A 12,985-nucleotide genomic window follows, 5' to 3' on the forward strand; every position below is an offset into this window, starting at 1 on the left:
TTTTTTATTGTCTGATCATTTTTTCTGTTGAATCTCTTATTATGATATCTGTTTCAATATAGGTTTTCTTGTAAGGAGTATGAGGGTTTGCAATCCTTGAAAGCAGAAGATCAGCTGCAGTATAGCCCATTGAACTTGAATGAATCTTTACAGTAGTAAGGCTGGGCTCAATGATGGTTGCTTCTGGTGCATTATCAAATCCGCATACTGACACGTCTCCGGGAACATTCTTCCCAAGCTGCCTTAGAGCTTTTATTGTACAAATGGCCAGGAAATCATTGGCGCAAAAGAAAACCTCTGGCATTTGACTAAGTTGGCTTATCCTGGTGGCAAGATAATTTATGTCATGATAAGGACTTGAGTCGTCGTCTAAAATACACAGGTCAGTATCTATGCTGATCCCATTATCTGTCATTGCAGAAACATATGCCTGCCATCTCTCGTAGAAGGACTGGCAATGAAATCTGTCACCCACAAAAGATATTCTTCTTTTTCCGTTTTTAATAAAAGAATCCAAAAGGCGGTAGACACTGGAAAGATTTTCCATAAAAAGTGTGTCCGCATCTAAGTTTATTCTCTGCAGGATTGGAGTATCCACAAATAGAATTGGTATATTAAGGCCACATAGGAATTTGCTGTATTGCTCAGAAAAGAGCTCAATACAAAGTATTCCTGCAATATTATCAAGTGAAATATTGGAAGGCAGGCTTAAGGATTCTATATCGTTATCCTTAATGATGTTTATGGATAGCTTATAACCCAATGAATCAATCCTGTTCTGGAAAGCCGCAAGGAGCTTTGTTCCTGAGTGAGAAGCACCGGGAAAAGAGTGCGTAAAAAGTGCAATTTCAGTTTTGCTGCCTTTAGAAGGCAAAAGAGTGCTTGATGTAGCATCAGATACATCCACCAGGCTAAACTGTTTGTAACCCATGGCTGTAGCCATCTGACAAATCTTATTTCTAGTTTCTATAGATACGCTTCCTGAGTTATTAAGTGCTCTGGAGACAGTATTTCTCGACATTCCAAGTGCATCTGCAATTTCCTGTAATGTTACTCTTTTTCCCATTCCTAATATCACCTCAATAGTTTTTTCTGCATTTCATCATAACCCGACTATTGCAATGTGTCAAATGTAACATTTTTTAAATCTCAAGTGTGCATTTTATACAAAACCAACCCCTTTAATAAGTGTATTTACACGAAAATGTGTGACATATGCACTTTATAATTGATACAAATGACACATAATGCTATATTGTACTTGTCAATATATAGTGCAAAAGCACCAAGGGAGGAATTATGGGCAGAACAAAAGCATTATTAATGATTGGCATTATTACTTTTTTAAGTATTGGATGCTCATATCAAAAAGAAGAAGTTGAACCTGCAGAGGAAATAGCAGAGGAAGAAAATTATCTTGGGGAGAGTTTTGAAGATCATGTTATATTTCCTGTATCAGTAGAGGGGCTTGTGGGCGATACAATGCCATTTTATGACAATGGTGAATACAACATTTTTTATCTGGCGGATCAAAGAGATGGCAAGCAGGGGTATCATCCATGGGGGCTGATAAAGACCGCTGACTTTACAACATACGATGACAAAGGAGTAGTCATCAACTATGGAGAAACTGTAGAAGATCAGGATATTGCGCTTGGAACAGGAAGCGTGATCAAGGATAAGGACGGCACTTATCATGCATTTTATACTGGACACAATGATATGTATGAGCCAAAAGAAGCAGTGATGCATGCTGTAAGTACAGACATGGAAAATTGGGAGAAGATTCCTGAAGATACGCTTTATGCAAATGAAAATTATTCACAAAACGATTTCAGAGATCCTTATGTCTTTTACGTAGAGGATGAAAACTGCTATTCGATGTTGGTGGCTACCAGAAAGAATAACATAGGCGTCATAGCAAGATATACTTCAGAGGATTTAAAGACTTGGGAAGATAAGGGCGTTTTCTTTGAAAATGACATGGGGACAGATTCAAATTTGGAATGCCCTACACTTCTTTCTTATAAAGGTAAGTGGTACTTATCTTTTTCAGATCAGTGGCCACACAGACTTGTTCATTACAGAATTGCGGACAGCTTTGCTGGACCTTTTGAAATACCAGAGCAGGATATTTTTGACTGCAACGGATTTTATGCAGGAAGAATGGAAACTGATGGGGAAAAGCTGTTTATTGTAGGTTGGAATGGAACCAAGAAAAAGCATACAGACAGTGAGGACTATGACTGGGGAGGAAATATGGTCACACATCAGCTTTATCAGCGAGAGGACGGAAGTCTTTTTCCTGTACTTAATGAGGATTTGGAAAAACTCTTATCCAATGAGCTAACCCTAAGGCCAGAGAAGATGACTGGTTCAGCAGAATATACTGAAACTGAGGGAAATATCTCTTTTGCAGGAGAACAATATGAGATGGCAGGATTCAAGGAACTAATGGGGAGCTATCTTGTAAAGACCACTATCAGAGACTTTGACAAGGAAGGCATGTTCGGGTTCTGCTTTGACACTAATGAAGAGAGTGTCGGAAGACTGAATATTGTGTTTAATGGCGCGAATAAGAGAATCGAGTTCTACAACGGAAGCAACATCATGGAGAGAACAGCCCAGTCTTATGTGGATTATGACATATCAGACAAGGATGAACTTGATGTATCTATGCTGATCGCAGATGGTGTGGTATGCATGTATGTCAATTATGAGATAGCTTTTACCACTAGAATGTACATGTCTCAGGGCTCAGATTTTGGCGTATTTAGTGTCAATTCGAAAGTTAGCTTTGATGGTTTAAGGGCATATAAGTAAAGAGCATTGCCATCGTATGGGAGGAAATACTTGTGGGGACAAAATTAGAAAAAATAATAAAAGTATTTTTGAAATATAAAATTGCTATAGGGGGGTCTTTTGCAATTGCTCTATTGTGTACGGCTGTTGCAGCGTTTGGGGCTCCAAAAGGGGAAATAGACAAGCCTGAAATAGTAACTATTGGGGATGAGATCATGGCCCTTGCCAGCTCCTGGCCATCTTCTTTTAATTCAGATAATTACGTGGAACCGGAATTTGTAGACGATGAAAACCGCACCAATAACGCTTTTAACGTGGCAGATTTTGGAGAACAGGGCAATAATGGATGGTTTTACAGATATGGTTCATCTCAGGATCCATCAAGATCAAAAAGAGTTGAATCTTTTGATGGAGAGAAATACTTCCAGATAGGCAAAAGTGGAATGGAGATCAAATCCAATTTCATACATACAGCAGAAGAGACTTCTCCTATACTTGAGTGGAGAGCTGCTGAAAATGGCAATATCAACATTGACCTTACCTATGTTAAGAATGTCAACAACGATAAAAACCCTATGTATCCAGATGGAGTAACTCTCTATGTGTATAAAGGAGATGAGCCTATCGGTAGATACAAGGTGGACGCAAAGACAGATAAAGAAGATGTTGTAGAGGAATCATTAAAAGATATACATGTGGATGAGCTTGAAAGTCTGTATTTTGTTGTTGACCCTAATATGAACAATGCCTATGACGGTGGTTCATTATATGTTGCTATTTCAGATGTAGACGCCAAGGGACCAAGCGCAGTTAGAGACACAGGCAGAATTGATAATAACGCATATTCCATAGATGATTTTGGAAAGCAGGGAAACAATGGCTGGACATATATGTGTGGCAAGAGTGTAAAGAGTGCCAAACTTGTATCTACAGAAAAAGATGGAGAGTACATGAATGCTACATCTCCAAATCTTTCTATTAGCCAATTCTTTATCCATCCTGCGATAAATGATGCAGCAATGCTATGCTGGCAGCCTGCAATTGATGGGGCAGTTGAAGTAAGAGGAACCTATGCCAAGTTTGAGCAAAACGATGGCAATCCTGACTGGCCAGATGGAGTTACTGTTTCAGTATATAAAAATCAGGAAAAACTCTTTTCACAGAAAGTATCAGCACCTAAAAAGGGGAAGAACGAGATTTCTTTTAGAGAAAAGAATGTAAGTGTAAAAACCACTGACAGATTGTACTTTGTTGTAGAAGCTGGAGGAAATGCATCATATGATGGAGGAGCGTTTGATATAGCAATTCTGGATAGAACAAATGCGACTACAGAAAAAGACATTCTGATTCCGGGAAATGAAACCAGAGAAAACTATGCTGATGTAAAGTATGATTTTGGAAAACAGGGAGAAAATGGCTGGTTTTATCAGGAGGGCTATGGAGATGACCCTAATGATGTTTGCAACATGCGTGTATTCGACGACAAGGAGTACAGATACTTTGACAGCAGCTATCTTGAGATAAAAAGCGACTTTGTGAATCCGGGAAAAGGCAAGTCTGCAGTTATAAAGTGGAAAGTAGCAAAGACAGGAACTATCAAGTTAAATGCATCATATACAAAGTATAAAAACGAAGATAAAAATCCCAGCTGGCCTGATGGAACAAAGGTTACACTCTATCATAACGACGAAGTGCTTAAGCAGGAAGAATTCGCGGCAGATACCAAGCAGGAAATAACAAAGCGAATGGACGTTGAGTCTTTAAATGTCAAAAAAGATGACTGCATAACTATGGTGATAAATGGAAAGACTAATAACGCCTATGATGCAGGAAAATACGAGTTTTCCATTTTTGACCTTACAGATGCAAAAACAGAAAATGATATTTCAATAAATGATTGCGAGACAAGACAGAACTTTGCTGACGTTAAGTATGATTTTGGCGATCAGGGCAAGAATGGCTGGTTCTACCAGGAAAGTGTAGGAGATGCGCCCTTTGTTGCCTATAACATGAAAAATTATAGCACTGAGGAAGAAAGATATGTGGACTCAAGAGACCTGGAGATCAAGAGAGATTTTGTAAATCCTGGAAAAGGAAAATCTGCCGTCATAAAGTGGAAAGTCGCTCAGGATGGAGTCATTAAGATTGATGCTTCCTACACTAAGCTAAAAAACGAAGACAAAAATCCAAGCTGGCCCGATGGAACAAGGGTGACACTTTATCATAACGATATAATCCTTGTTCAGCAGGAATTTGCTGCGGAAACTACTGAAATCACGAAAAGACTAGATGTAGCAGGAGTTGATGTCTATAAGGATGACTATATTTCAATGGTCATCAATTGCAAGGATAATAATGCCTATGACGCAGGCTTGTATGAATTCTCGATAAAAGGTCTGTCTCCTCTTACAGGTGAAACAGAAAAGGATGTAATAAACTGGGAGAAGGAGCGCACTAATAACGCCTCTATTCAGGAGAATTTTGGAAAACAGGGAGAAAATGGCTGGTGCTACCAGTCGGGCTATTATCAGGACCCGGGTTTTGCAGTGAATGTAGAGCGCCTTGAGGAAAACGGAGAGAAGTATGCTACCCTGGATGGAATAGAGATAAAGCGCGATTTCATCATGCCAGCCAACAAGGGGAGATCTGCTAATGTGAAGTGGGTTGCGGCCAAGGAAGGAAAAATAGATATCTATGCAACTTACACTAAGCTTTTAAATGAGGATAAGAATCCTGACTGGCCTGACGGAGTGACAGTGTATCTTTATAAAAACAAGGACGTACTTAAAAAAGAGGATTTTGCACCTTTGACCAGTGAAAAAGTCACTAAAGACTTAACAGTAAAAGGCCTGGATGTTCGTCCAGGAGATTGCATTACTCTGTTAGTAGATGGTAAGGAAAATACTGCCTATGATGGGGGCAATTTCACTTTTGTCATTGAAGATGCTGAACTTAGAACGCAAAAAATGGTAAATGAAAGTGGCAGAAACTATGCTAATCTTGCCTATGACTTTGGAGATCAGGGAAGCAACGGATGGTATTACCTTGAAGGAAGGAGCATAGACAGAGCAGAGGTTCTTTCAAAAAAGACTGATGACGGAACAGGATATGTTTCAAGAAAGGCTAAAGGACTCGAAGTAAAGAAGGATTTTGTCCAGCCTAGATTAAATGCAGATGCAATGTATAAATGGGTAGTTGCATCCGATGGATATATAGACGTAAGCGGACAGTATGTGAAATTTGGACATAACGATCCAAATGCAAGTTGGCCAGATGGAGTTACAATACAAGTTTTCCACAATAATACAAGGCTTTATAACGATACGTGTGGCGTATCTAAGGGAGAAGGAAACGATAATTCAAAAGAAATTGCTATTGAAAGATTACCTGTAAAGAAAGGCGATATCCTGACATTTGATATAGGATGCAACAAGAATAACGCCTGGGATGGCGGAAGGCTTGAAATTGATATTGCTGATTCTGATGGAATCAGGGTAGATGTTGGGGAGGCAGAAAGAAAAAATAATACAACTCTTGGAAATCTTGAAACATTTAAGCAGGGTCAGGATGGATGGTGGTTCCTGGAAGGAAAAGACGTAAACAGTGCAAGAGTACTAGTTTATACAAATGAGGATAAAACAGCATTCATATCACCTTCTAATAGAAATCTTGAGATCAAAAAAGATTTTGTTCATCCAGGAGAAAAGAAAGATGCAATATATCAATGGGTTGTATATGAGGATGGTAAGATAGATATCCTTTCAGATTTCACAAAATTTGGCCATAATGATGCAAACCCAGATTATCCTGACGGAGTTTTGGTTACAGTTCTTTTGAATGAAGAAGTTCTCGAACAGAAGGATGTAGAAGCATTCCAGGGAGATAGTAATGATAATAAAGTTGAGATCATGCTCACAAAGCTGGATGTAAAAAGAGGAGACAAGCTATCCTTTGTAATAGGTTCTAAGGGCAATACAGCTTATGATGCCGGAAGACTTTCTGTGAATATTTATGAGTCAAAAGATAAGCCTGAGGGCGAGGATGAGCGAGAAAACCGTACAAATCTGTATGAGGCATTTGGTCAGCAGGGAGAAAACGGCTGGCACTATGGAATGTGCGACTGGGATGGCAAGAATTTTGAAGAGTTGTCCTATGACCCAGATAACGACAGATATTACAATAATGGCAAGCCAGAGCTTAAAAGAGATTTTGTAGAACCTGGAAATGGCAGAAATGCAGCATATAGCTGGCAGGTGGCACAGACCGGCAAGATCAAGGTTTATGGCAGCTACACCAAGTTTGCCAACAATGAAGATCCATATGCAAATGGAGTCTGCATGAGAATTTTTGTAAACGGTGAGGAAAAGAAATGGATTGGCGGAGACATCCAGGGCAATTATGACTCAGAAAAAGAGATACCATTCTATGAGGAGTACGTTGTCCATGAAGGAGACATCGTTATGTTTGCGATTGATCCTGATGGTAACGACAGCTATGACGGAGGAAGACTTGCTGTAACAATTGAACCAGTAGAGTAAACAACTGTAAGCCGGCTATTATCATGAGATTTAAAAATGATAGTAGCCGGCTTATAAGTTATAATTTGCTCAGTTTGACATGCGTAGTATAATAACTATGTATGTAAATTTTTGAAAAAAGAACATGATTAGTGTGGAGGAAACACAATGAGTTTATATGAGAAGCTCCTTTCAGGAGAGGAGAAACTTTCACTTGTAGGACTTGGCTACGTTGGTATGCCAATCGCTGTAGCATATGCCAAGAAGATTAAGGTAGTAGGCTATGATTTCAATGCTGCCAAGGTTCAGCTTTATAAAAACGGAATCGATCCAACAAGAGAAGTTGGTAATGATGCTATCAAGGAGACAACAGTTGAGTTCACTGCAGATCCAGAGAAGCTCCGCGAGTGTAAGTTCCACGTAGTTGCGGTTCCAACACCAGTTAATGATGATCATACACCAGATCTTACACCTGTTGAGGGTGCCAGCCGTACACTTGGTAAGTACCTTACAAAGGGTTCAATCGTAGTATATGAATCAACAGTATATCCTGGAGTAACAGAGGATATCTGCGTTCCTATCCTTGAAGAAGAGTCAGGCCTTAAGTGCGGTGTAGACTTCAAGGTAGGATATTCACCAGAGCGTATCAACCCAGGTGACAAGGTTCACAGACTTGATACAATCACCAAGATCGTTTCAGGTATGGATGAGGAAACACTTGAAGAAATTGCAAACGTATATAGCCTCGTAGCTCTTGCAGGCGTATACAAGGCTCAGTCCATTAAGGTTGCTGAGGCTGCCAAGGTTATCGAGAACTCACAGCGTGATATCAACATCGCATTCATGAACGAGCTTTCAATGATCTTCAACAAGATGGGAATCGATACCAAGAGCGTCCTTGAGGCAGCAGGTACAAAGTGGAACTTCCTTAACTTCCGTCCAGGTCTTGTTGGTGGACACTGTATTGGTGTTGACCCATATTACCTCACATACAAGGCTGAGGAACTTGGTTATCACTCACAGATCATTCTCTCAGGCCGTCGTATCAACGATGACATGGGCAAATATATAGCAGAGTCAGCAGTTAAGCGTCTTATTGCCAATGACATTCCTGTCAAGAACGCTAAGGTTGCAATCCTTGGATTTACCTTCAAGGAGAACTGCCCAGATACACGTAATACTAAGATTATTGATATCTACAATGAACTTGGCGAGTACGGCATTACACCTATAGTTGTAGACCCACAGGCTGATGCAGACGAGGCTAAGAAACTTTATGGCATAGAGTTTGACTCTATGGATGCTGTCAAGGATATGGATGCTGTTATCATGGCTGTAGCTCACGATGATTTCAAGGCATACAAGCCAGCTGACATTGCAAAGTTCTTCAATGCCAACCACAGCACTAAGGTATTTATGGACCTTAAGGGTATTTACAATCTTGAAGACTACAAAGCGCCAGAGTTTGATTACTGGCGCCTATAAGGAGATATAAAATGGGATTTAGAGATTTAAAATTCCCTGCAGATTCAGTTTTTCTTGTAACTGGTGGAGCAGGATTTATCGGTTCAAATATTTGTGAAGCACTTCTTGATATGGGCTATACAGTAAGATGTATGGATAACCTTTCTACTGGCCATATCGAGAATATACAGCCATTTATGAGTAATCCTAAGTTTACTTTCCTTGAGAAGGACATCAGAGACCTTGATGCCTGCATGGAAGGAGCTAAGGGCGTAGATTATGTTCTTAACGAAGCTGCCTGGGGAAGTGTACCTAGGAGTATTGAGATGCCTCTTTTATACGAGGAGATCAATATCAGGGGAACACTTAATATGATGGAAGCTTCCAGACAGAATGGTGTCAAGAAGTTCGTTTATGCTTCAAGCTCATCTGTTTATGGTGATTCAACAACTCTTCCTAAAAAGGAAGGACAGGAGGGAAATGTCCTTTCTCCTTATGCTCTTACCAAGAAGACAGACGAAGAGTATGGTAAGCTTTACAAAAAGCTCTATGGACTTGATACCTATGGACTTAGATACTTCAATGTATTTGGAAGAAGACAGGATCCAAATGGCGCATATGCTGCTGTTATCCCTAAGTTCCTTCGCCAGCTTATGAATGGCGAGACACCAACTATCAATGGTGATGGTAAGCAGTCAAGAGACTTTACTTATGTTGATAACGTAATCGAGGGTAACCTTCGTGCGTGTCTTGCTTCTTCTGAGGCAGCAGGCGAGGCTTATAACATTGGAGCAGGCGGAAGAGAATTCCTTATTGATGTTTATCATCACTTAACAGATGCTCTTGGAATGGACGTTGAGCCTGTTTTTGGACCGCCACGTGCAGGTGATATCAGAGATTCAAATGCTGATATTTCTAAGGCTAGACAGAATCTTGGTTATGATCCTTCTTATGATTTTAAGGCTGGTATCGAGCTTGCTATAGAGTGGTATAAAGAGAACCTATGAAAATAACAATCAGAATTGACGACATCACACCAGAAATGGATTTTAAAAAGTTCGAAAGATTTAAAGCCATTTTGGATAAATACGACATTAAGCCGCTAATAGGTGTGGTGCCAGACAATAAAGATAAAAAGCTAAGGAAATGCGAGCCAAGAGCTGATTTCTGGGAGTACATAAAAAATCTCCAGAATCAGGGATGGATAGTGGCTATGCATGGTTACAATCATGTATATAACACTAGAAAATCTGGTATGTTCCCGATAAGCGATAAATCTGAATTTGCCGGCCTTTCTTATCAGAGGCAGGATGAAATGATAAGAGAGGGAAAGAGGATTTTCAGAAAGCACGGTATTAATACCGACTTTTTTATGGCTCCATCTCATTCCTACGATAAATATACTTTAAAGGCCCTCAGGACCAATGGCTTTCACAGGGTTTCAGATGGCTTTGGTGATGGACCTTATGAATTGGATGGTATGACATTTTACCCTGTTGCCATCAGTAAGAGCAGAGCCCTTGCCAGCAAGGAAGATGGAATAGTCACCTTTGTTTATCATATTGGGGCTATGACAAACAGGGATTTAGATGCCTTTGAGAAGCTTTTTGAAAAGGGAGACATAGTTTCTTTTGACGAGTATGATAAGTATGAGACAAGACTTAGAACGCTCAAGGAGGAAACTTGGGAATATATGACAGCCAGAGCCAAGTATTATGCGGTATACTTAAGAAGAAATCTGGCAAAAAAGTGAAACACATATAGGGTGAACTTGTATGGAATACGGGTATGGACAAATACGAATACTCCACGTATTAGGGGGACTTGGTGTTGGTGGAGCAGAATGTCGTATCATTGATCTTTATCGCAATATGGATAGGGACAAGATACAGTTTGATTTCCTAGTACATTATTCTCCAGAAAAAACAGGTAAAAAGAGTCCGACTTCTGATGAACTGATGGCAGTGAGGGAGCCGGACTATTTTGATAATAGCGTAAAAAAGCTTGGTGGCAGGATTTTTTGCGTCCCTAAATTCGTGGGAACAAATATGGCTGAATATAAGGCTGCTCTTAAGCGACTATTCAAGGAACACCAGGGAGAATGGAAGTTTGTGCAGGGACATTTGACAGGCACAGCTGCTATTTATCTTCCTATAGCTAAGAGAAGCGGAGTGCCAGTCTGCATAGCACATGCCAGAGTTGCTGGTGGTGATGAGGGAGTTAAAGGCCTTGCTAAAAGACTTTTTAGAGCCCCTCTTCATAGAGAAGGTGTAGCAGATTATAATTTTGCCTGCTCCAGAGAGGCTGGTATAGCAGTTTTTGGCAAGGAAATGGTAGATGCAGGTAATGTAAGGATAATTCCGAACGCCATAGACCTAAAGAGATTTGCCTATAACGAAGAGACCAGAAACAAGATAAGGAAAGAACTTGGAGTTAGTAGCGCCATTGTTATAGGCCATGTTGGAAGCTTTAGATATGCCAAGAACCATGAGTTTTTGCTAAATGTCTTTGCTCAGGTCTGCAGGCTTCTCGACAATGATGACCTTAATCAGTACAGCATGCTCCATGGGCTGAGAATAAGACTTCTTATGTTGGGCAAGGGCCCGCTTATGGACGATATGAGGAAACTTGCTGACAAGCTTCACATCTATGACAGATGTATATTCGCGGGCAATAAGAGTAATGCCAGCGAGTATTATCAGGCAATGGATTATTTTTGCTTCCCCTCAAGATACGAGGGACTTCCGGGAAGCGTAGTAGAGGCCCAGGCAGCAGGACTTCAGTGCCTTGTATCTGATACGGTAACACCTGAAGTTAATGTAACAGAACTGGTTTCCATGCGTAGCATAAACTCAGAGCCAAGAGACTGGGCAAGAAAGATCCTTGATGATCTTATGCTGCATGAGGACTATCATAGCGATGTCCTTCAGGAAGAAATCAAGCTTAACAGGACACTTACTGCAATTGCGGGCGAGAGAGCTGAGAGCATTTTTGAGCCAGAAGATATGCCCGACCTGGAACTTCTTGATAAAGATACCGGATTCGATGATGGTATTGCTCTTAAGAAATCAAGAGGAGATATGCACAGGGCGATAGAGTATTCAATTGGTGACAGGTCACAGTCATCAGTCTATATACTGAGTAAATTACGGGCTGCCGGCTTTGATGTTAAGGCTCAGGCCAGACTATTGGGCTTCTTTTATGAAAGTGGTCACTTTTGAGTATAAACAATATTTTAAGAGGTTTGAATAATGCATTATAAGGTTGTTGTGTTTGGAGTTAAGGATACTTCAGAGAATATCATAGAGTTTATAAGACAGGAGTTATGTCCGGTAGATCTTATAATCACAATTGCTCCCAAGGTACTTGAGCACAATCAGGTATCAGGCTTTAAGGGACTTAGGCATTTTACTGATGATTATGGAATCCCGGTTTTTGAGGCGGACAGCTATTTTCTAAATGACGACAGAACTAAAAAGTTCATTTCTGAAAATACCTTTGATCTTGGAATAGTAATGGGATGGCAGAGGCTTGTTCCCAAGGAAGTACTTGATGCCTTTAAGGCAGGCATTTACGGATTTCATGGAAATTGTGGATATCTTCCATTTGGAAGAGGAAGATCACCCCTTAACTGGTCGATCATTCTGGGAGATAGCAGATTTAATCTAAATCTTTTCAGATATGATGAGCATGCAGACAGTCCAAATGTTTTTGCAACAGAAATGTTTCAGATAAATGAACACGATGATATCAGATCAGCTCAGTACAAGAATATGATATGTTCCAAGAATCTTATCAGAAAGCTTGTGACAACCTATATGGAAAAGGGTGAGATACCTATTCGTACTGATTCAAAGGATTACGATTCATGGTACAATAAACGTACAGCGGCAGACGGAAAAATAGATTTTAAAGACAGAACCAGAAATATTTACAATCTGATCCGCGGCGTTGCAGCGCCTTTCCCAGGAGCATTTTGCTATGCAGATAAAGAGGATGATGAGCACAAAGTTACAATTTGGGAGGCACATCCTTTTGATGAAATGATGGATTTCTCGGGCTATGCCCCAGGAGAAATCATCGATGTGTTTGACAATAAGCCAATTGTTAGAACTGTTGATGGATCAATCAGAATAGACAGATACGAAAGTGAAGTAACATTGACTTCAAAGATGCTACTTATATAAACAGAGTTCAAAAAA

8 protein-coding genes are annotated in these 12,985 nt (G+C 40.1%); 7 read left to right on the forward strand and 1 reads right to left on the reverse strand.

Annotated elements, in window-relative coordinates:
• Positions 1-4 precede the first annotated feature (4 nt).
• Positions 5-1,066 carry a LacI family DNA-binding transcriptional regulator gene (locus G631_RS0108335; protein WP_026489066.1) on the reverse strand — a complete coding sequence of 354 codons (1,062 nt, stop codon included), beginning with the start codon at positions 1,064-1,066 and terminating at the stop codon, positions 5-7.
• 233 nt (positions 1,067-1,299) lie between these two features.
• Between G631_RS0108335 and G631_RS0108340 the strand changes: the two genes are divergently transcribed.
• The 7 genes from G631_RS0108340 to G631_RS18560 all read left to right on the forward strand — a co-directional run bounded on the left by G631_RS0108340 (position 1,300) and on the right by G631_RS18560 (position 12,970).
• Complete coding sequence (locus G631_RS0108340; protein WP_026489067.1) at positions 1,300-2,823, forward strand: DUF4975 domain-containing protein; 1,524 nt, start codon at positions 1,300-1,302, stop codon at positions 2,821-2,823.
• Between the two features lie 32 nt (positions 2,824-2,855).
• Complete coding sequence (locus tag G631_RS0108345) at positions 2,856-7,340, forward strand: hypothetical protein (protein ID WP_026489068.1); 4,485 nt, start codon at positions 2,856-2,858, stop codon at positions 7,338-7,340.
• Between the two features lie 147 nt (positions 7,341-7,487).
• Complete coding sequence (locus G631_RS0108350) at positions 7,488-8,804, forward strand: nucleotide sugar dehydrogenase (protein WP_026489069.1); 1,317 nt, start codon at positions 7,488-7,490, stop codon at positions 8,802-8,804.
• 11 nt (positions 8,805-8,815) lie between these two features.
• The gene (locus G631_RS0108355; protein ID WP_026489070.1) at positions 8,816-9,790 is read left to right on the forward strand and encodes an SDR family oxidoreductase; all 975 of its coding nucleotides are present in this window, start codon (positions 8,816-8,818) and stop codon (positions 9,788-9,790) included.
• Entirely contained in the window at positions 9,787-10,536 is a 750-nt protein-coding gene (locus tag G631_RS0108360) for a DUF2334 domain-containing protein (protein WP_026489071.1), read from the forward strand. The genes G631_RS0108355 and G631_RS0108360 overlap by 4 nt, the downstream gene beginning before the upstream one ends.
• A gap of 22 nt (positions 10,537-10,558) precedes the next feature.
• The gene (locus G631_RS18555) at positions 10,559-12,004 is read left to right on the forward strand and encodes a glycosyltransferase (protein WP_081671290.1); all 1,446 of its coding nucleotides are present in this window, start codon (positions 10,559-10,561) and stop codon (positions 12,002-12,004) included.
• A gap of 30 nt (positions 12,005-12,034) precedes the next feature.
• Positions 12,035-12,970 carry a methionyl-tRNA formyltransferase gene (locus G631_RS18560; protein ID WP_051197037.1) on the forward strand — a complete coding sequence of 312 codons (936 nt, stop codon included), beginning with the start codon at positions 12,035-12,037 and terminating at the stop codon, positions 12,968-12,970.
• Positions 12,971-12,985 lie beyond the last annotated feature (15 nt).

Origin of the sequence: Butyrivibrio sp. XBB1001 (assembly GCF_000424505.1) — a bacterium.
Classification (GTDB): Bacteria; Bacillota; Clostridia; order Lachnospirales; family Lachnospiraceae; genus Butyrivibrio.

What these genes read in the sequence shown, in the direction of transcription:
- G631_RS0108335 (WP_026489066.1), bottom strand. Translation starts at nt 1,066, where the DNA reads ATGGGAAAAAGAGTAACATTACAGGAAATTGCAGATGCACTTGGAATG.
- G631_RS0108340 (WP_026489067.1), top strand. Translation starts at nt 1,300, where the DNA reads ATGGGCAGAACAAAAGCATTATTAATGATTGGCATTATTACTTTTTTA.
- G631_RS0108350 (WP_026489069.1), top strand. Translation starts at nt 7,488, where the DNA reads ATGAGTTTATATGAGAAGCTCCTTTCAGGAGAGGAGAAACTTTCACTT.
- G631_RS0108355 (WP_026489070.1), top strand. Translation starts at nt 8,816, where the DNA reads ATGGGATTTAGAGATTTAAAATTCCCTGCAGATTCAGTTTTTCTTGTA.
- G631_RS0108360 (WP_026489071.1), top strand. Translation starts at nt 9,787, where the DNA reads ATGAAAATAACAATCAGAATTGACGACATCACACCAGAAATGGATTTT.
- G631_RS18555 (WP_081671290.1), top strand. Translation starts at nt 10,559, where the DNA reads ATGGAATACGGGTATGGACAAATACGAATACTCCACGTATTAGGGGGA.
- G631_RS18560 (WP_051197037.1), top strand. Translation starts at nt 12,035, where the DNA reads ATGCATTATAAGGTTGTTGTGTTTGGAGTTAAGGATACTTCAGAGAAT.